The sequence below is a fragment of the Streptomyces sp. NPDC016845 genome, from assembly GCF_044332585.1.
In the GTDB taxonomy this organism is placed as follows: domain Bacteria; phylum Actinomycetota; class Actinomycetes; order Streptomycetales; family Streptomycetaceae; genus Streptomyces.
On record NZ_JBIRPI010000005.1, the window covers coordinates 144,614 to 165,893 of the forward strand.

General features: G+C 70.3%; 24 protein-coding genes and 1 tRNA gene. 8 read left to right on the forward strand and 17 right to left on the reverse strand.

Annotated features, from left to right (window positions below; all coding sequences use genetic code 11):
- Positions 1–115: 115 nt before the first annotated feature.
- Positions 116–1,018 carry an endonuclease III gene (nth, locus tag ACH4RC_RS16525; RefSeq protein WP_398200840.1) on the reverse strand — a complete coding sequence of 301 codons (903 nt, stop codon included), beginning with the start codon at positions 1,016–1,018 and terminating at the stop codon, positions 116–118.
- A 422-nt stretch (positions 1,019–1,440) separates the two neighbouring features.
- On the opposite strand from nth, the gene ACH4RC_RS16530 reads away from it, so the two are divergent.
- Both ACH4RC_RS16530 and ACH4RC_RS16535 read left to right on the forward strand, forming a co-directional pair.
- Positions 1,441–2,115 (forward strand): Crp/Fnr family transcriptional regulator, encoded by a 675-nt coding sequence (locus ACH4RC_RS16530; protein ID WP_016642758.1) that lies wholly within the window; start codon positions 1,441–1,443, stop codon positions 2,113–2,115.
- Between the two features lie 148 nt (positions 2,116–2,263).
- On the forward strand, positions 2,264–3,187 hold the full coding sequence (locus ACH4RC_RS16535) for a sigma-70 family RNA polymerase sigma factor (protein ID WP_398200841.1): 924 nt from the start codon (positions 2,264–2,266) through the stop codon (positions 3,185–3,187).
- Positions 3,188–3,204: 17 nt separating this feature from the next.
- Here ACH4RC_RS16535 and ACH4RC_RS16540 read toward each other — a convergent pair whose 3' ends face one another.
- From ACH4RC_RS16540 to ACH4RC_RS16555, 4 genes are all read right to left on the reverse strand, one after another.
- Positions 3,205–4,050, reverse strand: coding sequence for an MBL fold metallo-hydrolase (locus ACH4RC_RS16540; RefSeq protein ID WP_398200844.1), 846 nt, complete (start codon positions 4,048–4,050; stop codon positions 3,205–3,207).
- Positions 4,050–5,033, reverse strand: coding sequence for an NUDIX hydrolase (locus tag ACH4RC_RS16545; RefSeq protein ID WP_398200846.1), 984 nt, complete (start codon positions 5,031–5,033; stop codon positions 4,050–4,052). The genes ACH4RC_RS16540 and ACH4RC_RS16545 overlap by 1 nt, the downstream gene beginning before the upstream one ends.
- A 125-nt stretch (positions 5,034–5,158) precedes the next feature.
- On the reverse strand, positions 5,159–5,626 hold the full coding sequence (locus tag ACH4RC_RS16550) for a RidA family protein (RefSeq protein ID WP_398200848.1): 468 nt from the start codon (positions 5,624–5,626) through the stop codon (positions 5,159–5,161).
- Positions 5,623–5,787: a DUF4177 domain-containing protein gene (locus ACH4RC_RS16555; RefSeq protein WP_107498797.1), complete on the reverse strand. Its 165-nt coding sequence runs from the start codon at positions 5,785–5,787 to the stop codon at positions 5,623–5,625. Before ACH4RC_RS16555 ends, ACH4RC_RS16550 begins: the two co-directional genes overlap by 4 nt.
- A gap of 224 nt (positions 5,788–6,011) precedes the next feature.
- Here ACH4RC_RS16555 and ACH4RC_RS16560 point away from each other — a divergent pair, with 224 nt between their 5' ends.
- Positions 6,012–7,022: an ArsA-related P-loop ATPase gene (locus ACH4RC_RS16560; protein WP_398200851.1), complete on the forward strand. Its 1,011-nt coding sequence runs from the start codon at positions 6,012–6,014 to the stop codon at positions 7,020–7,022.
- Complete coding sequence (locus ACH4RC_RS16565; RefSeq protein WP_398200854.1) at positions 7,019–8,461, forward strand: ArsA family ATPase; 1,443 nt, start codon at positions 7,019–7,021, stop codon at positions 8,459–8,461. The genes ACH4RC_RS16560 and ACH4RC_RS16565 overlap by 4 nt, the downstream gene beginning before the upstream one ends.
- Positions 8,462–8,496: 35 nt before the next feature.
- Here ACH4RC_RS16565 and ACH4RC_RS16570 read toward each other — a convergent pair whose 3' ends face one another.
- Positions 8,497–8,841 (reverse strand): WhiB family transcriptional regulator, encoded by a 345-nt coding sequence (locus ACH4RC_RS16570; RefSeq protein ID WP_361068720.1) that lies wholly within the window; start codon positions 8,839–8,841, stop codon positions 8,497–8,499.
- A 494-nt stretch (positions 8,842–9,335) separates the two neighbouring features.
- Here ACH4RC_RS16570 and ACH4RC_RS16575 point away from each other — a divergent pair, with 494 nt between their 5' ends.
- Positions 9,336–11,630 carry a transglycosylase domain-containing protein gene (locus tag ACH4RC_RS16575; protein WP_398200857.1) on the forward strand — a complete coding sequence of 765 codons (2,295 nt, stop codon included), beginning with the start codon at positions 9,336–9,338 and terminating at the stop codon, positions 11,628–11,630.
- A gap of 273 nt (positions 11,631–11,903) precedes the next feature.
- On the opposite strand, the gene ACH4RC_RS16580 is transcribed toward ACH4RC_RS16575, so the two are convergent.
- Complete coding sequence (locus tag ACH4RC_RS16580) at positions 11,904–12,368, reverse strand: GatB/YqeY domain-containing protein (protein WP_398200860.1); 465 nt, start codon at positions 12,366–12,368, stop codon at positions 11,904–11,906.
- 137 nt (positions 12,369–12,505) lie between these two features.
- Here ACH4RC_RS16580 and ACH4RC_RS16585 point away from each other — a divergent pair, with 137 nt between their 5' ends.
- The 3 genes from ACH4RC_RS16585 to ACH4RC_RS16595 all read left to right on the forward strand — a co-directional run bounded on the left by ACH4RC_RS16585 (position 12,506) and on the right by ACH4RC_RS16595 (position 14,359).
- Complete coding sequence (locus tag ACH4RC_RS16585) at positions 12,506–13,441, forward strand: metallophosphoesterase (RefSeq protein ID WP_398200863.1); 936 nt, start codon at positions 12,506–12,508, stop codon at positions 13,439–13,441.
- Positions 13,442–13,484: 43 nt separating this feature from the next.
- Positions 13,485–14,234 carry a Pr6Pr family membrane protein gene (locus tag ACH4RC_RS16590; protein WP_398200866.1) on the forward strand — a complete coding sequence of 250 codons (750 nt, stop codon included), beginning with the start codon at positions 13,485–13,487 and terminating at the stop codon, positions 14,232–14,234.
- 51 nt (positions 14,235–14,285) lie between these two features.
- A tRNA-Pro gene (locus ACH4RC_RS16595) sits at positions 14,286–14,359 on the forward strand.
- Positions 14,360–15,005: 646 nt separating this feature from the next.
- Here ACH4RC_RS16595 and xerC read toward each other — a convergent pair.
- The 10 genes from xerC to ACH4RC_RS16645 all read right to left on the reverse strand — a co-directional run bounded on the left by xerC (position 15,006) and on the right by ACH4RC_RS16645 (position 21,179).
- Positions 15,006–16,163 carry a tyrosine recombinase XerC gene (gene xerC / locus ACH4RC_RS16600; RefSeq protein ID WP_398200869.1) on the reverse strand — a complete coding sequence of 386 codons (1,158 nt, stop codon included), beginning with the start codon at positions 16,161–16,163 and terminating at the stop codon, positions 15,006–15,008.
- Positions 16,163–16,351 carry a helix-turn-helix domain-containing protein gene (locus ACH4RC_RS16605; RefSeq protein WP_398200871.1) on the reverse strand — a complete coding sequence of 63 codons (189 nt, stop codon included), beginning with the start codon at positions 16,349–16,351 and terminating at the stop codon, positions 16,163–16,165. Before ACH4RC_RS16605 ends, xerC begins: the two co-directional genes overlap by 1 nt.
- On the reverse strand, positions 16,344–17,639 hold the full coding sequence (locus ACH4RC_RS16610; RefSeq protein WP_398200873.1) for a replication initiator: 1,296 nt from the start codon (positions 17,637–17,639) through the stop codon (positions 16,344–16,346). The genes ACH4RC_RS16605 and ACH4RC_RS16610 overlap by 8 nt, the downstream gene beginning before the upstream one ends.
- A gap of 181 nt (positions 17,640–17,820) precedes the next feature.
- A complete protein-coding gene (locus tag ACH4RC_RS16615) occupies positions 17,821–18,066 on the reverse strand; it encodes a SpdD protein (RefSeq protein ID WP_398200876.1) in 246 nt (81 codons plus the stop codon).
- Positions 18,067–18,091: 25 nt separating this feature from the next.
- Positions 18,092–18,286 carry a hypothetical protein gene (locus tag ACH4RC_RS16620; RefSeq protein WP_398200879.1) on the reverse strand — a complete coding sequence of 65 codons (195 nt, stop codon included), beginning with the start codon at positions 18,284–18,286 and terminating at the stop codon, positions 18,092–18,094.
- A gap of 14 nt (positions 18,287–18,300) precedes the next feature.
- Positions 18,301–18,492 carry a mobile element transfer protein gene (locus ACH4RC_RS16625; protein ID WP_398200881.1) on the reverse strand — a complete coding sequence of 64 codons (192 nt, stop codon included), beginning with the start codon at positions 18,490–18,492 and terminating at the stop codon, positions 18,301–18,303.
- A gap of 3 nt (positions 18,493–18,495) precedes the next feature.
- The gene (locus ACH4RC_RS16630) at positions 18,496–18,681 is read right to left on the reverse strand and encodes a hypothetical protein (protein WP_398200884.1); all 186 of its coding nucleotides are present in this window, start codon (positions 18,679–18,681) and stop codon (positions 18,496–18,498) included.
- 16 nt (positions 18,682–18,697) lie between these two features.
- On the reverse strand, positions 18,698–19,357 hold the full coding sequence (locus ACH4RC_RS16635) for a DUF2637 domain-containing protein (RefSeq protein ID WP_398200886.1): 660 nt from the start codon (positions 19,355–19,357) through the stop codon (positions 18,698–18,700).
- 86 nt (positions 19,358–19,443) lie between these two features.
- A complete protein-coding gene (locus ACH4RC_RS16640; RefSeq protein ID WP_398200888.1) occupies positions 19,444–20,823 on the reverse strand; it encodes an FtsK/SpoIIIE domain-containing protein in 1,380 nt (459 codons plus the stop codon).
- On the reverse strand, positions 20,823–21,179 hold the full coding sequence (locus tag ACH4RC_RS16645; RefSeq protein WP_398200889.1) for a hypothetical protein: 357 nt from the start codon (positions 21,177–21,179) through the stop codon (positions 20,823–20,825). Before ACH4RC_RS16645 ends, ACH4RC_RS16640 begins: the two co-directional genes overlap by 1 nt.
- Positions 21,180–21,280: the final 101 nt, after the last annotated feature.

The following is a 21,280-nucleotide window of genomic DNA, read 5'->3' on the forward strand; positions in this document are numbered from 1 at the left end:
GGCCGCCCCCGATTCGTTCCGGCTTCCGGAGGTGTCACCCGGTCGTGTCACCCGGCGCCGCGCCCGGTACCGCGTCCCGTACCGCGGCCCGTACTCCGCCCCGTACCGCGTGCCGTCACCCGGCCGCGCCGCCCGGGGTGCCGCCCAGCGGCGGGGCCGGCCGTCCGCCCGCGTCGAGGTAGGACTGCGGGGGCTTGAGGCGCTGGCCCGGGAAGCCGCCCTTCTCGTACTTGAGCAGCTTCCGCGCCTTCTCCGGGTCCGTCTCGCCCTCGCCGAACGCCGGGCAGAGGGGGGCGACGGGGCAGGCCCCGCAGGCCGGTTTGCGGGAGTGGCAGATGCGGCGGCCGTGGAAGATCACGTGGTGGCTCAGCATGGTCCAGTCGCTCTTCGGGAAGAGCTCGCCGACCGCCTTCTCGACCTTGTCCGGGTCGGTCTCCTCGGTCCACTTCCAGCGCCGCACGAGTCGGCCGAAGTGCGTGTCCACGGTGATGCCAGGGCGCCCGAACGCATTGCCGAGCACGACGAACGCCGTCTTGCGGCCCACGCCGGGCAGTTTGACCAGGTCTTCCAGCCGGCCCGGCACCTCGCCGTCGAAGTCCTCCTCCAGCGCCTTGGCCAGGCCCATGATCGACTTCGTCTTGGCCCGGAAGAACCCGGTCGGCCGGATCAGCTCCTCGACCTCTTCGGGGTTGGCTGCCGCGAGGTCCGCGGGCGTCGGGTACTTCGCGAACAGCGCCGGGGTCGTCTGGTTGACCCGCAGGTCCGTCGTCTGGGCGGACATCACCGTGGCGAGGACGAGCTGGAACGGGTTCTCGAAGTCCAGCTCCGGGTGCGCGTACGGGTACGTCTCCGCGAGGACCCGGTTGATCTTCCGCGCCCGGCGCACCAGCGCCGTACGCGACTCGGGCTTCGCCGCACCCGTGCTCGTACCCGTACCTGTGCTCGTACCCGTTCCCGTGCTGGTACCCGTTCCCGTACTCGCACTGGTCGTCGCGGCGGATCGCTTCTTCGCGGGCATGAGCTATGCGGCCTTTCCCTGCACGGACGGTACTGACCCGGACGGTACGGAGGCGGACGCGGACGGTACGGACGCCGACGGTGCGGAGGCGGACGGTACCGATGCGGAGGCGGACGGGGTCGCCCGGGCAGCGCATCCGGCGTGTTCGCCCACAGCGGAATACCGGTCGGCCGCCACCCTTCCAGCCCCTTCCGCCTGCGTCGTCCCCAGCTTTTTGGATACTCGGCCAGCCTAAAGCCCGGTACTGACATCCGCCCCGACGCCGTCCGATCGGCCCCCGATTGGCCCCCTCCCCGTCGGGTTGTGACGCAGGTGCGGCAGACTTGTGTCTGAGTGACTGATCACACTGTTTGGACCGTCCGGCAAAATGGGCGGCGGGAAACACCCGTCCCCACAGTGCAGGCGACATAGGAGAGAAACTCGTGGACGACGTTCTGCGGCGCGCCCCGCTCTTCGCGGCGCTCGATGACGAGCAGGCCGCGGAGCTCCGCGCCTCCATGAGTGAGGTGACCCTCGCGCGCGGCGATGCCCTGTTTCACGAGGGCGACCCCGGCGACCGCCTCTACGTGGTCACCGAAGGCAAGGTGAAGCTCCACCGCACATCCCCCGACGGCCGCGAGAACATGCTGGCCGTGCTCGGCCCGGGCGAGCTGATCGGCGAGCTGTCGCTGTTCGACCCCGGTCCGCGCACCGCGACCGCCAGCGCGCTGACCGAGGTCAAGCTGCTCGGCCTCGGCCACGGCGACCTCCAGCCCTGGCTGAACGCACGCCCGGAGGTGGCCGCCGCCCTGCTGCGCGCCGTCGCCCGGCGCCTGCGCAAGACCAACGACCAGATGTCCGACCTGGTCTTCTCCGACGTGCCGGGCCGTGTCGCCCGCGCGCTGCTCGACCTGTCGCGCCGCTTCGGCGTGCAGTCCGAGGAGGGCATCCACGTCGTGCACGACCTCACGCAGGAAGAGCTGGCCCAGTTGGTCGGCGCCTCCCGCGAGACCGTGAACAAGGCGCTCGCCGACTTCGCGGGCCGCGGCTGGCTGCGCCTGGAGGCCCGCGCCGTGATCCTGCTCGACGTGGAGCGCCTGGCCAAGCGTTCACGCTGAGCCGCTGGGTCCTCAAGGTCTCAGGCCGTCACGGATACGGGTCCCGCCACGATGTCGTGGCGGGACCCGTATCCGTGGCGGGTCCGTCCGCACGTCGCGTACCGCACGTCGCGTACCGGCACTCGACCACCCCGGAGGGGAACCCGGCATGACGCAGTCCGAGACCCGGCCACCGTCGGCGGCCGATCTGGCGACCAGGTTCGAGGCCGAGCGTGGGCGGCTGCGGTCCGTCGCGTACCGCATGCTCGGTTCGCTCAGCGAGGCCGAGGACGCCGTCCAGGAGAGCTGGCTGCGGCTGCAGCGCGCCGACAGCGCGGACGTACAGAACCTGGGCGGCTGGCTGACCACGGTCGTCGGGCGGATCTGCCTGGACATGCTGCGCACGCGCGCGTCCCGCCGCGAGGACCCCTTGGAGCCGGATACGGCCGAGACGCACGTCCCCGACGTCGTGGTGCGGCCCGCGGACCCGGGTCAGGAGGCCGAACTCGCCGACTCCGTCGGTCTGGCGCTGCTCGTCGTGCTCGACACGCTGGCGCCCGCCGAGCGGCTCGCGTTCGTCCTCCACGACATGTTCGCCGTGCCCTTCGAGGACCTCGCGCCCATCGTCGAGCGCACACCGGCGGCCACCCGGCAGCTGGCGAGTCGCGCCAGGCGCCGGGTGCAGGGGTCCGCCGTGCCCGCGCCGACCGATCTGGCCCGCCAGCGCGAGGTCGTCGACGCCTGGCTGGCCGCCACGCGCGCGGGGGACTTCGAGGCGCTGCTCGCACTCCTCGACCCGGACGTGCTGCTGCGCGTCGACGCGGGTCCCGGCACGGCGTCCAAGCTGGTGCGGGGCGCGGTGGAGGTGGCCGGGCAGGCGACGTACTTCGGGCAGATGGTGGACACGGCGTCCGCCGCGTACGTGGGCGACGGCGTCGGCATCGTGCAGGCGCCCCGCGGCCAGGTCGTCTCGGTCCTCGTCCTGTCGTTCCGGGACGGCAGGGTCGGCGGCGTCGACATCATCGCCGACCCGGGGCGGCTCGCGGCGATGGGCGTCACGTGGCCCCTCGAACCGCGCGAGGACGGCCTCTAGGACCCTCTAGGACTGCCCTAGACGCCGCTGCTCCGGATGAGCCCGTGGTCGCGGAGGTACTCCAGCTGGGCCAGGACGGACAGCTCGGCGGCCGGCCACAGCGAGCGGTCCACATCCGCGTAGACGTGCGCGACGACCTCGGACGACGTCACGTGGCCGTTCTCGACCGCCGTCTCGACCTGGGCGAGGCGGTGTGCGCGGTGCGCGAGGTAGAACTCGACGGCGCCCTGCGCGTCGTCCAGGACGGGCCCGTGGCCCGGCAGCACGGTGTGCACGCCGTCGTCGACGGTCAGGGAGCGCAGGCGGCGCAGCGAGTCGAGGTAGTCGCCGAGGCGGCCGTCCGGGTGCGCGACCACGGTGGTGCCTCGCCCGAGGATCGTGTCGCCGGTCAGGACCGCCTGGTCGGCGGGGAGATGGAAGCAGAGCGAGTCCGCGGTGTGCCCCGGCGTCGGGACGACGCGTAGCTCCAGGCCGCCGGTGGTCACGACGTCCCCCGCGGCGAGCCCTTCGTCGCCCAGGCGGAGCGCCGGGTCGAGGGCGCGCACCTTCGTGCCGGTCAGCTCGGCGAACCGGCCCGCGCCCTCGGCGTGGTCGGGGTGCCCGTGCGTGAGCAGCGTGAGCGCTATGCGCCTGCCCGCCTTGCCGGCCGTGTCGATGACGTGCGTCAGGTGCGCGTCGTCCAGCGGGCCCGGGTCGATGACGACGGCGAGGTCGCTGTCCGGCTCGGCGACGATCCAGGTGTTGGTGCCGTCGAGCGTCATGGCGGAGGCGTTGGGCGCCAGGACGTTGACGGCGCGGGCGGTGGCGGGGCCGGAGAGCACTCCGCCGCGCGGCTGCCCCGGCAGGGCGGCGGCTTCGGTCATCAGCTGTTTCCCCTGCTCGGAGCGGTCGGAGCGGTCGGAGCGGTGGGAGCGGTGGGAGCGGTGGGAGTGACGGAACCCGAGGGCGCGTTCGGAATGTGCTTGGTGAACTCCTCGTGTCCCGGCCAGGCCAGCACCAACTCGTCGCCCTCCATCCGCGCACGCGCCAGTACGGGCGTCAGGTCGTGCCCCGTGGAACCGGCGAGCGCGCTGTCCACGCGCGCGTACGTCGCGAGAGTGCGCAGGGTCGCGACGGTCGGCGGCATCATCGACAACTCGGCCCGGTCGTACGCCTCCAGGGCCCGCTCCGGGCGGATCCACACAGTGCGGTCGGCCTCCGAGGAGTCGTCGCTGGTGCGCTGGCCCTCGGGCAGCGCGGCGACGAAGAACCAGGTGTCGTAGCGGCGCGGCTCGAACTCGGGTGTGATCCAGCGTGCCCAGGCGCCCAGCAGGTCGGAGCGGAGCACGAGCCCGCGGCGCTGAAGGAACTCGGCGAAGGACAGGTCGCGGGCGATCAGCGCCTGCCGGTCGGCGGACCAGTCGGCCCCCGTCGTGTCGTCGACGACGGTGTCCGGGGTCTCCCCGGCGAGCAGCACGCCCGCCTCCTCGAACGTCTCACGCACCGCGGCGCAGACGACCGCCTGCGCCTCCTTCTCGGGCACGCCGAGGCGCGCGGCCCACTCCTGGCGCGCGGGACCGGCCCAGCGGACCTGGCGGTCGTCGTCGCGGGGGTCGACGCCGCCCCCCGGGTACGCGTACGCACCGGCGGCGAACGCCATGGACGTGCGGCGGCGCAGCATGTGCACCTCGACGCCGTCAGGGCCGTCAGAGCCGTCAGGGCCGTCAGGGCCGTCAGGGCCGTCGGCGGCGTCCCGCAGGAGCAGCACGGTCGCGGCGCGCCGGGGCACCGCGGGCACCAGGGTGCCGGCGGCGAGGGCGCGGATGCGCTCCGGCCACTCAGGGGGGTACCACTGCCCGTTCGCCATGGCCGGAGGCTATCCGGTGGAGGGCAGATGTTCGAGAGCCCACCCGTCCACCGGAACTCCGTAACGGCCCACAGCCCCCAGCCCACGACGCACGGCCCACGACGCACGGCCCACGGCCCACGGCCCTATGCCTCGGTGAGCTCCACCTGGATCTCGACCTCGACCGGCGCGTCCAGCGGCAGCACTGCCACGCCGACGGCGCTGCGCGCGTGCACGCCCTTGTCGCCCAGAACCTCGCCGAGCAGCTCGCTGGCGCCGTTGACGACACCGGGCTGACCGGTGAAGTCGGTGGCGGAGGCGACGAACCCGACGACCTTCACCACGCGCGCGATGCGGTCCAGATCACCGGCGACGGACTTCACCGCGGCCAGGGCGTTGAGCGCGCAGGTGCGGGCCAGCTCCTTGGCCTGGTCGGGGGTGACCTCGTCGCCGACCTTGCCGGTCAGCGGCAGTTTGCCGTCGACCATGGGCAGCTGCCCGGCCGTGTACACGTAGACCCCGGACTGCACGGCCGGCTGGTACGCCGCGACCGGCGGGACCACGGGCGGCAGGGTCAGGCCCAGCGACGCCAGCTTGTCCTCGACGGCGCTCACGCCGCCTTCTCCCGCTTCAGATACGCCACCAGCTGCTCCGGGTTGTTCGGGCCCGGCACAACCTGCACCAGCTCCCAGCCGTCCTCGCCCCAGGTGTCGAGGATCTGCTTCGTCGCGTGCACGAGGAGCGGCACGGTCGCGTATTCCCACTTCTTAGCCATGGGGGCGACTGTATCCGCCGAAGCGATCCGCCTCCTCCGCCAGGCTCCCGGCGCCGGCGCTTCTCCGGCTCCGGCACCGACCGCCCCCCGGCCTCGGCGCCGACCGTTCCCCGGGCTCCGGCATCGACCGCCCCCGGCCTCGGCGCCGACCGTTCTCGGCCTCAGTGCCGGCCGTTCCCCGGGCTCCTGCGTGATCGCGGCGCTCTCTGGTTAGGCTCGAATACGTGAGCAGGCTCCAGGTCGTCAGCGGCAAGGGCGGTACCGGAAAGACCACGGTCGCCGCCGCACTCGCGCTAGCCCTCGCGACCGAGGGCAAGCGCACTCTCCTTGTGGAGGTGGAGGGCAGGCAAGGCATCGCACAGCTCTTCGAGACGGAAGCGCTCCCCTACGAGGAGCGCAAGATCGCCGTCGCCCCCGGCGGCGGGGAGGTGTACGCGCTCGCCATCGACCCCGAACTGGCGCTGCTCGACTACCTCCAGATGTTCTACAAACTGGGCGGCGCGGGCCGCGCCCTGAAGAAGCTGGGCGCGATCGACTTCGCGACCACCATCGCCCCGGGCCTCAGGGACGTACTCCTGACCGGCAAGGCGTGCGAGGCGGTGCGCCGCAAGGACAAGCAGGGCCGCTACGCCTACGACCACGTGATCATGGACGCGCCCCCGACGGGCCGCATCACCCGCTTCCTCAACGTGAACGACGAGGTCGCCGGGCTTGCCAGGATCGGCCCCATACACAACCAGGCACAGGCGGTCATGCGGGTCCTCAAGTCCCGCGAGACCGCCGTCCACCTGGTGACCCTCCTGGAGGAGATGCCGGTGCAGGAGACCCTCGACGGGGTCGGCGAACTGCGCGCCGCGCGCCTCCCGGTGGGACGGATCATGGTGAACATGGTGCGTCCCGCGCTTCTGGGGGAACCCGCCCTTGCGTTGACCCGCGACACCTCCGTGCGCCCCGAGATCACCAAGGCCCTGACCGCGGCCGGTCTCGGCGGCGCCGGGAAGCTCGTAGGGCCACTGCTCGACCAGGCGGGGGAGTACGGGGAGCGGTACGCGCTCGAGAGCGCCCAGCGCGGACTGCTCGCCGAGGCGGGCCTTCCGCTGCACGAACTGCCGCAGCTCACCGAGGGCCTGGACGTCGCGGGTCTGTACAAGCTCGCCAAGGATCTGCGCCGGCAGGGGATCTCCGCGGACGACAAGGGGAAGGGTGGTACGAGCATGGGGGGACCGCTTCGATGACGCTGGATCCTGAGGGCACGCTCGACATCGACCCGCTGCTCGACGACCCGGGCACGCGCATCGTGGTCTGCTGCGGCAGCGGCGGCGTCGGCAAGACGACGACCGCCGCCGCCCTCGGCCTTCGCGCCGCCGAACGGGGCCGCAAGGTCGTCGTGCTCACCATCGACCCGGCCCGCCGGCTCGCCCAGTCCATGGGCATCGACTCGCTGGACAACACGCCGCGCCGGGTGAAGGACATCGTCACCGCCCAAGGGGCCGAGGGCGGCGAACTGCACGCCATGATGCTCGACATGAAGCGGACCTTCGACGAGATCGTCGAGGCGCACGCGGACGAGGAGCGGGCGCACGCCATCCTCTCCAACCCCTTCTACCAGTCGCTCTCGGCGGGCTTCGCGGGCACGCAGGAGTACATGGCGATGGAGAAGCTGGGGCAGCTGCGCTCCCGGGACGAGTGGGACCTGATCGTGGTCGACACTCCCCCGTCACGCTCCGCGCTCGACTTCCTGGACGCGCCCAAGCGGCTCGGCTCGTTCCTCGACGGCAAGCTGATCCGGGTCCTGATGGCGCCCGCGAAGGTCGGTGGACGCGCGGGCATGAAGTTCCTGAACGTCGGGATGTCGATGATGACCGGCGCCCTCGGCAAGCTGCTCGGCGGCCAACTGCTGCGGGACGTGCAGACGTTCGTCGCCGCGATGGACACCATGTTCGGGGGGTTTCGCACGCGCGCGGACGCCACGTACAAGCTGCTCCAGGCGCCCGGCACCGCGTTCCTCGTGGTCGCCGCGCCCGAGCGGGACGCGCTGCGCGAGGCCGCGTACTTCGTGGAGCGGCTGGCCGCGGAGCGGATGCCGCTGGCCGGTCTCGTGCTGAACCGGGTGCACGGCAGCGGGGCCGACGCGCTCTCCGCCGAACGCGCCCTGGCCGCCGCGGAGAACCTCGACGAGGCCCGCGTGGAAGAGCCTGGCGAGGTCGGGGTGGAGGAGCCTGGCGAGGCCCGCGTTGAGGAGCCTGACGAGGCCCGCGTGGAGGAAGCCGACGAGGTCCGCGTGGAGGAGGCCGACGAGGTCCGCGTCGAAGAACTTGCTACGGCCCACGATGAAAATCTTGATGAGGCCCGCATTGTGGATCAGCCGAGAGGGAAAGAAGACGGTCGTACTACTTCCGCGACAGGCTCCCCCGCCGCAGCGGACCCTCCGCCCGGCCCCACCACCCGGCAACCGACCGCCCATCAGCTGACCGCCGGCCTGCTGCGCCTGCACGCCGAGCGGATGCAGGTGGTCGCGCGTGAACAGCGCACGCGTGACCGCTTCACCGCGCTGCATCCCGAGGTCGCCGTCGCGGAGATCGCGGCGCTGCCCGGTGACGTACACGATCTGGCGGGCCTCAGGGACATCGGGGAACGGCTCGCGGCCGGGGACACTCCGGCCGGAGCTGCGTGAGCCGCACGTGAAGCCTGGCGGTGCGCGGTGGTCGGCTACCCGACGGCCGCGTACCGCTCGTACGTCTCTTCGTCCTCGAACTCCGCGGGCAGCAGGCCCGCGCCACGCTCGTACTCCGTCCGTGCCGTCTCCAGGAGCCGGCGCCATGAGGTGACGGTCGGACGCCTGCGCAGCAGTGCGCGGCGCTCCCGCTCCGTCATGCCACCCCACACGCCGAATTCGACGCGATTGTCCAGCGCGTCCGCCAGGCACTCGGTCCGCACGGGGCATCCCGTGCACACCGCCTTGGCCCGGTTCTGCGCTGCTCCTTGAACGAACAGTTCATCCGGATCGGTAGTGCGGCAGGCCGCCTGCGCACTCCAGTCGACTACCCAGCCCATACCGGCGCCGTCCTCTCCCGAATCGAGGCTCCCCCACGGCGGCAGCGGCATATTCACCGCCGCCAGTTGAGGACGTTACGGAAGGTGGGCACAGCGCAACACCCCCTTCGGGCCCAATCTTGAATGGTCCGAACGGACTATGCGTAAGCGGCAGATCACCCGACGGAGTGACCGAAGGACATGCGTAATAACCCCGGCAAAGCGGGGCAGTTCACACGCGCCACAAGGGACGGCCGATGACACACAAGGCGATTCCGGACACCCGGTGGGCCCTGTGCGGGTAGCCCGCCGAGGGCCCGGAAATGACTACAAGAGCCATATCGAGGGCCGCCTCGCGAGCCGCTGAGGGCCACTGAGGGCCACGTAGAAGACAGCGGGAACGATTCGGGTTCGTCCCACGTCTTGATACGGGACCGCACTGCTGTGACAGTTGAGTGCAGCTTAGGCCAAGGCATATACGCCTGTCCGGAGAATCGACACGTAGGCTGCCCCGCATGGGAAAGAAGCGCTCGGCCGGTAGCGGCGGCGGACTGTCGCCGACTCAGCAGGCTGCCAAGTTCCTCGGTGTCAGCGTGCTCGCAGGAGCCGTGCTCGCCGGAATCGCGTTGCCCGCCGCGGGCGCGCTGGGGCTGGCTGCCAAGGGTTCCGTCGAGGGGTTCGACGAGATCCCCGCCAACTTGAAGACGCCGCCGCTGAGTCAGCGCAGCACGATCCTGGACAACCAGGGTGGCAAGATCGCCACTGTCTACTCGCGCGACCGCACCGTGGTCCCCCTCGACAAGATCTCGCCCTTCATGCAGAAGGCGCTCGTCGCCATCGAGGACTCACGCTTCTACGAGCACGGGGCCGTCGACGCGAAGGGCATCCTGCGCGCCATCAACGCCAACGCGCGCGACGGCGGCGTCTCCCAGGGCGCCTCCACCCTCACGCAGCAGTACGTGAAGAACGTCTTCATCGAGGAAGCGGGCAACGACCCGACGAAGGTCGCCCAGGCCACCCAGCAGACGCTCGGCCGCAAGGTCAAGGAGCTCAAGTACGCGATCCAGGTTGAGGAGGAGCTGGGCAAGAAGAAGATCCTCGCCAACTACTTGAACATCACGTACTTCGGGCAGCAGGCGTACGGCGTCGAGGCGGCCGCCCGCCGCTACTTCTCGAAGCACGCCAAGGACCTCAACCTCCAGGAGTCGGCGCTCCTCGCCGGCATCGTGCAGTCCCCGAGCCGCTACGACCCGGTCAACGACGAGACCGAGGCGACGAAGCGGCGCAACACGGTCCTGACGCGCATGGCGCAGGTGCACGACATCTCCCAGGAGGAAGCGGAGCGGGCGAAGAGGACGCCGCTCGGCCTCAAGGTCAGCAAGCCGCAGAACGGCTGCATCACGGCGGTCAAGGGCGCCTCCTTCTTCTGCGACTACGTCCGCGAGATCTTCCTCAGCGACCCGGTCTTCGGCAAGACGAAGGAGGCCCGCGCCAAGGTCTGGGACCGCGGCGGGCTCACGGTGAAGACCACGCTCGACCCGCAGTCGCAGACCTCGGTGCAGGCCGCCATAAAGGAGAACGTCCGCAAGACGGACAAGGTCGCGACCGCGGTCACGCTCGTCGAGCCGGGCACCGGCAAGATCCTCGGCATGGGCCAGTCGAAGCCGTACGGCACCGACAACGCCAAGAACGAGACCGTGCTCAACTACTCGGTCAACGAGGCGTACAACGGTTCGGGTTACGGATTCCCGACGGGATCGACGTTCAAGCCGTTCCTGGCGGCGGCGGCGCTGGAACAAGGCACGCCGATCGACCAGGAGTATCCGGCGCCGTACAAGATGCCGTACCCGAGCAGCGTGCAGACGTGCAGCGGCAAGCCGTGGGTCAACTCGAAGACCAGCCCCGCGATGGTGGAGAACGAGAACGAGACGGAGGTCGGCCCCTACCGCCTCAATGAGGCGATGGAGAAGTCCATCAACACGTACTTCGTGCAGATGGTCGGCGACATCGGCATGTGCCCCGTCGTCAAGATGACCGACAAGCTGGGCGTGGTGCAGGGCAACGGCACCAAGGTCGACGAGGTGCCCTCGTCGATGACGCTCGGTTCGACGGGTCTGTCGCCGCTCACGATCGCCTCCGCGTACGCCGCGTTCGCGAACGAGGGCACGTACTGCACGCCGGTCGCCATCAACTCCGTCAAGGGCCCCGACGGCAAGTCGCTCGCCGTGCCGAAGACGAAGTGCTCACGCGCCATGTCGACGCAGACCGCGGACAAGATCAACACGCTGCTCAGCGGGGTGACCGACTCCGGTACGGGCAAGGAGGCCGGCCTCCAGGACGGCCGGGACAACGCGGGCAAGACCGGTACGACCGACGGCCGTAAGAACGCCTGGTTCGTCGGGTACACGCCGAACCTCGCGGGCGCCGTATGGGTCGGCGGCCCGGGGCAGGACGTCGAGATGACCGACATCTACATCGGCGGCCGCTACCACGAGAAGGTCTTCGGCGCGGACACCCCGGGCCCGATCTGGCGCAGCGCCATGACCGGCGCCTTGTCGGGCCGGCCCGCCCCGCAGTTCACCATGGTCGACATCCCCGACCACGACAAGGACAAAGACAAGGACAAGGGCGGGGACGACGAAGGCCAGAACGACGCCAAACCCGGTGGTAACGGGGGCGGCGGCAACGGCGGTGGCGGCGACACCGGCGGGAACGGCGGCGGTGACGACGATCCGCTGCCCGGGTTCTCCATTCCGCCGGGGCTGATCGGCGAGAACGGGAACGGGGGCGGGGGCGGCCGGGACCGCTGAGGTTCCGGTAGCCACGCGGAGTACGTGAAAGGGGCGCCCCCCGGTCCGGGGGCGCCCCTTCTTCCGCTCACGGGGCGGTCGACGCCGACCCGCGCCAGCTCACGGGGCAGTCGACACCAGCGCGCCCCAGCTCACGGGCGATCGACGCCGACCCGCGCCGGCTCACGGGCGATCAACGCCAGCCCGCCTCAGCTCACGGGCGATCGACGCCAGCCGCGCCAGCTCACGGGGCAGTCAGCGCCAGCCCGCCTCAGCTCGCCGAAACAGTCGGCGCTAACCCGCCAGCAGCCGCTTGACCGTCGCGGCGACGCGGCCGCCCTCGGCGCGGCCCGCGATCTTCGGGTTGGCGATCTTCATGACCTGGCCCATGGCGCGCGGCCCCTCGGCACCCGCCGCCTTCGCCTCCTCGACGGCCTGCGCCACGATCTGCTCCAGCTCCGCGTCGCTCAGCGGCTGCGGCAGGTACACGGCGAGGATCTCGCCCTCCGCGAGCTCACGGGCGGCGGACTCGGCGCGGCCGCCCTTCTCGAACGCGTCGGCGGCCTCGCGGCGCTTCTTCGCCTCCTTGGCGATCACCTTCTGCACCTCGTCGTCGGAGAGCTCCCGCTTCTCCTTGCCCGCGACCTCCTGGTTCGTGATCGCGGAGAGGGTCAGCCGCAGCGTCGAGGAGCGCAGCTCGTCGCGCCCCCTGATCGCGGCGTTGAGGTCGTCCTGCAGCTTCGACTTGAGCGTGGTCATGCCTTGATTGTCGCAGGTACGCAGGGTGCGGCGCCCGTCGATTTCCGGGGCCTCGCGGGTCTGCGACGATGGGCCACATGCGCGTGCGAAACGAAGCTCTTGTGCAGCCCTCTGTCCAGACCGCCCTCCAACGGGGCTTGAAGACCTCCTTGAAGGTGTCGGCCGGTGTCGCGGCGGTGGGAGCCGCCGGGGTCGCCTACGCTGCGGGCTTCGAGGCCCGCTCCTTCCGGCTGCGACGGGTGACGGTCCCCGTCCTGCCACAGGGCATGCGCCCCCTGCGGGTCCTCCAGGTCTCGGACATCCACATGGTGAGCGGCCAGCGCAAGAAGCAGCGCTGGCTGCGTTCGCTGGCCGGGCTGCGCCCCGACTTCGTGATCAACACGGGCGACAACCTGTCGGACACGGAAGGCGTCCCGGAGGTCCTGGACGCGCTCGGCCCGCTGATGGAGTTCCCGGGCGCGTACGTCTTCGGCTCGAACGACTACTACGGCCCCAAACTCCTCAACCCGGCGCGGTACTTGGTCAACAAGACGCGCGGCAGGCACGGCCTGAACGGCAACGCGCCCGTCGTCCACGCCATCCACAACCCGTGGACGGACCTGCGCGACGGCTTCGACGAGGCGGGCTGGCTGAACCTGACGAACACGCGGGGCATCCTGAAGGTGGCGGGCGTCGAGATCGGCCTGACCGGCCTGGACGACCCGCACATCAAGCGCGACCGCTACGTGGAGGTGGCGGGCGGCCCGCTCCCGGGCCCCGACTTCTCGCTCGGCGTGGTCCACGCCCCGTACCTCCGCGCCCTGGACGCCTTCACCGCGGACGGCTACCCCCTGGTCCTGGCCGGCCACACCCACGGCGGCCAGCTCTGCATCCCCTTCTACGGCGCCCTCGTCACCAACTGCGACCTGGACACCGACCGCGTGAAGGGCCTGTCCACGCACTCGGCGGAGGGCAGGACCTCGTACCTCCACGTATCGGCGGGCTGCGGAGCGAACCGCTACACGCCGGTGAGGTTCGCGTGCCCGCCCGAGGTGTCCCTCCTGACGCTGGTCCCGGCGCCGAAACGCCGCTGAAGCCCTCTTCGCGCCCGTCCGCGGGCCGTCCTACGGTGGGTGGATGATCGACCCTCGTGCCTCCAGCGCCCGCCCGGTACCGGCGGAAGCAGTGGTCCCACGACGCCGGCGCCCCTTGGCCGCCGCCTTCCGCGCTCTGCTCGCGCTGGCGGCGGCGACAGGCATCATCACCGACCTGGCGATCAGCGACAGCGCGCTACGCGTCCTGAGCTACTTCACGATCCAGTCGAACATCCTGCTGGCGGCAGTACTGGCCGTATCGGCGGTACGCGCGTGGACGGCGTCCCGCCCCCTCCCCCCACTCCTCACGGGCGGCGCACTGCTCTTCATCTGCATCACGGGCCTCGTCTACCACGTGATCCTGGCGAACGACGCGTCCGGCTTCTCCATGACCGACGACCCCGGCCATGCGATGACGGGCGCCCGCCAGCTCTCGAACCAGCTTCTGCACACGGTCACCCCGATCGGCGCGGTCCTGGACTGGCTCCTGCTGACCCGCCCCGGCATGCTGCGCCTCCGCCACGCGGGCACCTGGATGATCTATCCGCTGGCCTACTTCGGCTTCGCCCTGATCCGCGGCGCGATCATGACCCCGGGCACGCCGGCGCGCTACCCGTACCCGTTCCTGGACGTCGACCAGCACGGCTACGCGGGCGTCCTCGGCAACGCCGTGATCTTCGGCCTGGCCTTCTACGCCCTGGCCCTGCTCCTCGTCACGGCGGACCGCTTCCGCCCCGAGATCCGGGGCCCCGAAAACCGGATTTCGTCTCAGGCCACCAGTCCGCTAAAGTAATCGATGTCGCCGCGACCGGCCCGAACGGCCCGGGAAGCGGAACAACGACATCGGGGTGTAGCGCAGCTTGGCAGCGCGCTTCGTTCGGGACGAAGAGGTCGTGGGTTCAAATCCCGCCACCCCGACAGCCAAAACAGCAGGTGAGGCGCCTACCGGATTCGGTAGGCGCCTCACCTGTTTCTGCGTGCGTGTCTATCTGCGTGACTAGCTCCTCCAAACCTCTCTCGCCGGTCCCTCAGCTCAGCTACCGTCTAACCATCGTTTGCGAGACCTTCCGTCAGACCGAATAGGTCGGGGAGGTGACGCGTCAGACCGAATAGGTCGGCGTCTGGGAGGTTTGCCCTCTATGTGCTCGGCTTCGACGTAGCTGAGCTTTAGAGATCCTTCAACCCGCTCTCGTGAGGCTTGGCCGTTGACCGCCAGTCATCGGCACCCCGTTCGATCCTTGGTTCTGAACGTCGGCAGAACTCATCTCGACCGCTTGCGCGCGGTTGGGCTGAGGCTGCCGTATGCACCCAGTCTGGCCGTGCCTGAAACGGAAGGTGCGTACCAGATGCACTGGAGTGATCACGTCAGCCTGTGGCTTCTCAACATCTTCGATGTCCTCGGGCTCCTCGTCTTGCTCGTGCTCGGCTTCCTCTGCGCTCTTCGTCCCGTGATCCCAGCCGCTCGACGCTTGCGTCGTGAGTGGAGCGAACCTCAGGCATCGGATCAGGAGTGACACGAAAGCGGGGCCTGGTCTCAGGCCCTGCCGCTTCGTATCGCCGTGGATCACTTAGACCGGAAGATGCTGTCCATAGTGATCGCACCGGTCTGGATGACCGGGCGGATTTGCTTCCGGTAGACCTCCTCGGTCACGGCCGTTCCGGAATGGCCGACGAGCCGGGAGATCTCCTCCAGAGGTACGCCACTGTCCGAGAGCAGTGAGACGAAGCTGTGCCGCAGCTCCCGAGGCGTCCATTCGTCGGCGTTGATCCCCTCGGCGCCCTTAAGAGCCACCCTGAAGGCACGTCGGACGTTGGTCGCATCCAGCGGCTTGCCGACGGCCGAGGAGAAGACGAGCCCGGTCTCCTCCCAGTCGTCACCGGCGGCAAGGCGCTCCCAACCCTGATCCTCGAACTGGGCCCACAGGACCTCTACGCAGCGCGCAGGCAGGGCCAGCGTGCGCCGGGACTTCCGCGTCTTGGTGTCCCCGCCACGTCGGACCGACCGCCACACGGCGATGTGCGGAGGCTGCGGCGGATTGGCGTCCGGCCTGCCGCTGAGAAAGACGTGGTCCCAGGTCAGCGCGCGGAGTTCCTCCGTGCGGGCACCGGTCAGCAGAGCGACGACGATGTACGCGTACATCGAGGTCCCCTCAGCAGCCTTGAGCACGGCTTTCGCCTGGGCCAAGGTGAGTGCCTTGGACGGGCGCCCCGGACGGCCGGCCGGAACGGCGCACAGCTCGACGACGTTGCGCTTCACCTTGTCCCGTGCCATAGCCCGCTTGACCGAGCGATTCAGGCAGGAGTGCAGTCCTTGCAGGGTGCGCGTGCTGAGCGTTCGAGCCTTCACCGCCAACCAGCGGTCAACGTCCTCTGCGCTGAGATCACGCAGCTTTCGCGCGCCCAGGCTCGGGATCACGTGGGTCCGGCTCAGCAGCGTGACGGTCTCGACCGTGCCCTCATCACGACCCGCCAGGCCGTACGTCAGCCAGTCGTTCACCGCGTCCGCGACCGTGTAGTTGGTGGGCGCGATGGCAAGCCCGTCCTCGTGATCGCGTAACACCTCCTTGAGCTTGTTCTTGGCTTCGGTCTTGGTCCTGCCACTCCCCCGCTTGACGATCCTCTTGCCGCTCGGATCAAAGCCGAGATTCGCGGTGGCGATCCAGCGCTGCCGCTTCTCATCCCAGTGAAGGCCGCCGTCACCACGACTCCGACGCGTCGTCATCAGGCAGCCCGCTCCATCTGCCCAGCGATGAACTCGCTGATGGCAGAAGCAGGGATGCGCCGACACCGGCCGATGGTGACCGAGCGCAGACGCCGGGTGCGGATCAGGTCGTAGACCTTCGAGCGACCGAGCTTGAGCCGCGCCATGACCTGGACCACGGTCAGCAGTTCGTCGTCACGCTCACGCATGCGTCGGTTCTCCTTCTGTTCCTGGGACAGGTTCGAGGGTTTCGGCGAGCCAGGTTTCGGTGTCGGTGAGGCCGCTTCCGGCGTAGACCCAGTGAGCGAGGACGAGGGTCGTGTCCGGGGCGACTTGGTCGTCCGCGATGACCTGAGCGCGGCGCCATTCGGCTCGGGCGTCGCGGAGGGCGCCGAGGGTGACGGAATAGCGGCGGGACTTGGTGGAGAAGTGGCCGCGGAAGCCGAGCATGTGGGCCCAGGCGCGGAGCCGGAGGTACTCCAGTTCCTTGCGAGCGCCGAGGTTCCACGCGGCTCGGACCATGCGGCGGGCGTGGTCGCTGATGTCGAGCTGGGCGAGTTCGGCGAGGAACTTGAGCGGGCGGTCGAGGGCGCCTGTCGCTGTTTCGGCGCCCTTGGTGGCGTACTTGGCGATGTACGCCGCGACGGCCCGTTCGGTGAGTTCCTGGCCGCCGTCGAAGTCGGCGGATCGGATGGTGCGTACGTCGAGTTGGCGGCCGAAGGTGAAGGCGTGCGCGCGGTCGTCGATGACTGGGCCGTCTACGCGGGCAGTGGTCGCAGCGGCGCGGATCGCGTCGGTTAGCAGCTCGGCGCTCGCCCAGGCCGGAGGCGGGGTGTCGCCGCCCTCGGGGCCGTCGATGCGGATGACGGCGTGGAAGTGGACGGCGCCGCGCTTTTGGTACTCGGCGACCTTGGCGAAGGAGACACGGGCGTAGTCGCGGAAGGCCCTTTGGGTGAGGCCGGCGCGCTTGGCGACCTCACGGCGGAGGTAGATCGAGAAGCGCCTCCAGAGCAGGCCCGCGTGCGCGTTCCAGAGGACGGCCGCCTCGTAGTCGTAGGTGTCGGGGTCGAGGGGCGTGCCCAGGGCGGGGTCGTCCTGGTCGTGGAGGACGCCGCAGCGGCAGGGGCGGACGGTTCGGGCCGGGCCGGTGGGGCGGTTGTGGACCGGGCCGAAGCCGGGGGCGGTGAAGGTGGCGAAGACGCGGGGGTGGGCGGCGACGCGTTCGGGGACGCCCTTGCCGCCGCGCAGGCCGGAGGTGATCAGGTGGAAGGTGTCGCGGCGATAGACCTCGGCGCAGGCCGGGCAGCGGGTCGTGCGGCGGTTGTTACAGCGGACCAGGAGGTGACCGGCCGGGAGGTCGGTGGAGTCGAGGCGGTGGAGGACGTTGCCGATCTCGCCGGTACGGGTGTCGACGGCGTGCTCGGTGCGGTGGCCGTCAAGGCGGATCGGGTGCGTACAGCCGCCGAGGCCGGAGAGCTGGCGCAGGAGCGAGGGCATGGTGCCGGAGGCGGCCAGTTGACCCAGTTCGGGCAGCGGGGGCTGGGTGGCGCGGGTAATGATGGGTTCTCCTTCTGGCTTCGGTCAGGAGGTACAGGGCTCCCGGGGCGGCGGATGCTTGGCGGTATCGAGGCCGCCCCGGGGGTCTGCGTACGGACTGGTCTGGATCAGTCCGGGTGGATCAGCGGTGGCGCTGGTCGCGGAGCATCGAGCGCAGGACCACGGCGGCGACGGCCACGGAGATGGCCGAGACAGCGACGGCGGCCAGGAGCGCGGTGAGCACGACTCCGCCGACCAGGACGGTCACGACCGCGCCCGTACTGACGGATATCTGCGGGACCGGTCGCCGGGCGGGTGTCGTATCGCTGGGCGCGTGCGTGTGGGCGGGCGGCGGCGTCGGGCTGTCGGGGTACTTGGGCAGGAACACGGTGGATCTACCCTTGCCTACTCGTCTAGTTGTGTGAGCCGTTGACGATGTCCACGCCGGAGCGCGTACCGGATTCGATGGCCGGGGCCATGAACGTGTGCGAGAGCCAGAAGCCGAACAGTGCGATCACGACGACGATCCATGTGCGGACACCGAGGAACTTGACCGCTCCCCAGGCGAAGCAGCCGAGGACGAAGACGAGCGGCAGGCTGACGGTCACGGTGATCGGTCCTTTCAGCGGACGGGGCAGCGGTGGGTGCGGGCGGCCAACTCGGCGGCGGCGCGGCTGTCGTAGTCGGCGGAGAAGCCGCAGCGCGGGGCAGTGCAGGCGGCGGTGTGCTGTTCGCGGCCCCGGTTGTCGTAGGCCGTGCCGACCTGAACGGGGCCGATACGGGTGACGTTGCGGAAGCGCTTCATAGGAGTCATGCCTCAGCCCTCCCGGTGAAGGCTGAAGCCGGAGAAGTCGTGCAGGATTTCGGCGGCCTGGTCGGGGTCGGCGGTGCGGTCGGCGGCTTCTTCGGCGAGGAGTCGCGCCAGCGTCGGGCGGCCGGTGGCGGCCATCTCGCGGGCGGCGTCGTAGTAGTCGGCGGCCGTGTTGCGGTCGAGGTGTGGCATCGGTGGAGCCTCCTTCTCAGGTGAGTTGGGCGGAGATGGCCTCAGCCATCGGCGCGGGGACACCGAGCCGGGCGCGAAGCGTCGGGGTGTCGATGACCGTTCCGGTCCGGGTGTGGTGTTCGGCGGCGACCTTGCGGGCGTGCTCGACCAGGGCGGCCGGGACGGGGACGGCGGGCGGAAGGGGCGAGGCGGGCACAGGGAGCGGTGTCGGCGGGGGCTCCGGGGCAGGCTCGGGCGCGGCGTCGTCCTGGCGCTCGATGTCCTCGGTTGTCTGGTTCTGGTTCGCGGTGGCGCCGGTCCCTTCGCGCGGGGACGGCGCCGAGTGGGCAAGGAGCGTCCCGCCGAGGAAGGCGACTGCCGGCCAGCCCGCGACGAGGATGCGGAGCCAGGCCGGTACGTGGGTCATGTCGAGCAGTCCGGCGGTGGCGACGTTCGCACCGAGGGATGCCGTGAGCGCGATGACGAACCAGCACCAGCCCGCGGCCTTGCTGTCACCGGTCCGCAGTCGGCGCCAGGCGGCGACGAGCAGCAGGTCGACCGAGACCGGGTAGGCCCACGCTTTCCACCCGTCCTGTCCGGCCGCCGAAGCGACGTCGTGCAGGTGGGCGAAGGACAGGGCGGCGGCGATGACGGCCTGGACGAGCACCGCGTCGACACGGGCCAGTTGGGCGCGCATGCTGCGGCTCCTTCCGGGGTCAGGCATGGGAGGGGTAGGGACGTGGCGCGAGACGGTCACGCCGACCGGAGTGCGGGAGGTGCGGTTCAGCTAGTTGCCGGGCGCGGTCGCACGGTCGATACCGGGGACTTGACCGGCGGCGGTACGGGCACGGACGGCCGGAACGGCTTCAGCGTGGGCAGGTCAGGGACCAGGCGGGCCGTTGCACGGCAGGTCGCGGCGGCATCAGCGAGAGAGAGATACGGCGTGCGGATGCGGGACCAGCCCCCCGAGGTGTCCCCGGCGACGGCGAGGCCGGGGCGCTCGGCCGGAATGGTGCAGGCGGCGGAAACGGCTTCCGGGGCGATATCGCCAAGCGCCATCTTGGCGGAGGCTTCGTCGTTGACGCGGTGGCAGACGCGCCCGCTCAACTGGGCCCGAAGCATGGTGGCGCCCTTGCCCAGCTCGGCGCCGAAGCGCTGCCCGCAGATCTCCAGGTAGATACCGGCGGCGCGGCCGAGCTGGGCGAGGCGGATGAGCTGAGTGACCATCTCGTCCCGTCGCTCCTCCTCCTTCTTGGTGGCGACGAGGAAGAGTTCCGCGACCTCATCGACGACCAGCACGATGGGGAGGGGTCGTTCGTGCTCGGGCAGTCCCCAGATGTCGGAGGTGATCACTTCGTCCGGGGTGCTCGGGGCGATCCCCTGCCGGGCCTTGATCAGGTCGTACCGGTCCTCCATCTCCCGGATCAGTACGGGTAGCAGCTTGGCGGCCTGGTCGGGGTCGGTGGCCAGCGCCGACAGTCGCGGGGCGAACGGCGCCAGCTCCACACCTCGCTTGCAGTCGATGCCGACCAGGGCGACGGGCTGTCGCGCGAGTCCGGCGATGAGGTGGCGCAGGTACATGGACTTGCCGGACAGGGTGGCGCCGAGGGTGAGCCCGTGCGGTACGGCCCGGTAGTCGCGTACGAACGGTGTCGCGTCCTCCCGCAGTGCCACGGGTACTTCCAGGAAGCCGCCCACGGCGTTGCGCGGCATGCGGACTTTGCGCAGTACGTCGTACCCGACGAGCCGCAGGTCGATGACGCCGGGCTTGACCGTGGTCACGTAGACGCCGTGAACGCCCCAGGCGTGCCGCAGTCGTTCGGCCGAGGCAGCCACGTCGGCGGGTTCCTGGCCGGGTGCGAGCCGCAGGCGAAGCCGGAGCCCGGTCGTGGTCGGGTGGATGAGTCCGCGACGCGGCGGTACGGGCCGGATCTCACCCCGGGTGGTGGCCTTGACCGCCAGGATTCGCAGGCGGGACGGGGCCACGGTCAGCCCGCACGCTTCCATGACCGAGCCGTACGAGCCGAGCAGGCGGGCGGTGGACATCGGCAGGCCGACCGTGGACCAGTAGAGCCCGGGGTGCTTGGCCCGGGCGTAGGCAGCCCCGCCGCCGAGTGCGGCGACAGGACCACCCACCTCCAGAAGCGTCGTCAGGTCGGACATCAGGCCGACGCCCCCACGGCGGCCGGGAAGGCGGCCGGAGTGACGGCGGCGCAGCGGTAGGCGATGCCGTGCCGCTGCTGTCCGTTGAACACGCTCTCCCACGGCCGGGCGACGAGCCCCGGCAGCGAGACCGGCGCGCCGAGCGTCAGCCCGTCCGACACGCCGCTCTCCGGAACGGTCACCTTGATCAGGGACGACTCCCCTTCCTCGATGTAGACGACGCCGATCGTCATCAGGGCCTCACCGCTGGTGGCATCCTTGGCGATCTCGCCGGTCTGACGGTCGCGGACCTTGGGCTCGGGCGCTTCGGTGAGCAGGATCGTCGCGGCCGAGGTCTCCACACGGATGGTTCGCAAGGTTCTTCCCATCTACTCGTCTATACAAGATGCAGCCTTCGAACCCGATCTCCGGGAACGGCGACCACCTTGCCACACAACTTGCCCACTCGTCTATACGA

What these genes read in the sequence shown, in the direction of transcription:
- ACH4RC_RS16545 (WP_398200846.1), bottom strand. Translation starts at nt 5,033, where the DNA reads ATGGCGAACGGGCAGTGGTACCCCCCTGAGTGGCCGGAGCGCATCCGC.
- ACH4RC_RS16555 (WP_107498797.1), bottom strand. Translation starts at nt 5,787, where the DNA reads ATGGCTAAGAAGTGGGAATACGCGACCGTGCCGCTCCTCGTGCACGCG.
- ACH4RC_RS16535 (WP_398200841.1), top strand. Translation starts at nt 2,264, where the DNA reads ATGACGCAGTCCGAGACCCGGCCACCGTCGGCGGCCGATCTGGCGACC.
- ACH4RC_RS16580 (WP_398200860.1), bottom strand. Translation starts at nt 12,368, where the DNA reads ATGACCACGCTCAAGTCGAAGCTGCAGGACGACCTCAACGCCGCGATC.
- nth (WP_398200840.1), bottom strand. Translation starts at nt 1,018, where the DNA reads ATGCCCGCGAAGAAGCGATCCGCCGCGACGACCAGTGCGAGTACGGGA.
- ACH4RC_RS16630 (WP_398200884.1), bottom strand. Translation starts at nt 18,681, where the DNA reads ATGCCACACCTCGACCGCAACACGGCCGCCGACTACTACGACGCCGCC.
- ACH4RC_RS16540 (WP_398200844.1), bottom strand. Translation starts at nt 4,050, where the DNA reads ATGACCGAAGCCGCCGCCCTGCCGGGGCAGCCGCGCGGCGGAGTGCTC.
- ACH4RC_RS16565 (WP_398200854.1), top strand. Translation starts at nt 7,019, where the DNA reads ATGACGCTGGATCCTGAGGGCACGCTCGACATCGACCCGCTGCTCGAC.
- ACH4RC_RS16610 (WP_398200873.1), bottom strand. Translation starts at nt 17,639, where the DNA reads ATGCCCTCGCTCCTGCGCCAGCTCTCCGGCCTCGGCGGCTGTACGCAC.
- ACH4RC_RS16605 (WP_398200871.1), bottom strand. Translation starts at nt 16,351, where the DNA reads ATGCGTGAGCGTGACGACGAACTGCTGACCGTGGTCCAGGTCATGGCG.
- ACH4RC_RS16575 (WP_398200857.1), top strand. Translation starts at nt 9,336, where the DNA reads ATGGGAAAGAAGCGCTCGGCCGGTAGCGGCGGCGGACTGTCGCCGACT.
- ACH4RC_RS16625 (WP_398200881.1), bottom strand. Translation starts at nt 18,492, where the DNA reads ATGACTCCTATGAAGCGCTTCCGCAACGTCACCCGTATCGGCCCCGTT.
- ACH4RC_RS16570 (WP_361068720.1), bottom strand. Translation starts at nt 8,841, where the DNA reads ATGGGCTGGGTAGTCGACTGGAGTGCGCAGGCGGCCTGCCGCACTACC.
- ACH4RC_RS16640 (WP_398200888.1), bottom strand. Translation starts at nt 20,823, where the DNA reads ATGTCCGACCTGACGACGCTTCTGGAGGTGGGTGGTCCTGTCGCCGCA.
- ACH4RC_RS16635 (WP_398200886.1), bottom strand. Translation starts at nt 19,357, where the DNA reads ATGCGCGCCCAACTGGCCCGTGTCGACGCGGTGCTCGTCCAGGCCGTC.
- xerC (WP_398200869.1), bottom strand. Translation starts at nt 16,163, where the DNA reads ATGACGACGCGTCGGAGTCGTGGTGACGGCGGCCTTCACTGGGATGAG.
- ACH4RC_RS16590 (WP_398200866.1), top strand. Translation starts at nt 13,485, where the DNA reads ATGATCGACCCTCGTGCCTCCAGCGCCCGCCCGGTACCGGCGGAAGCA.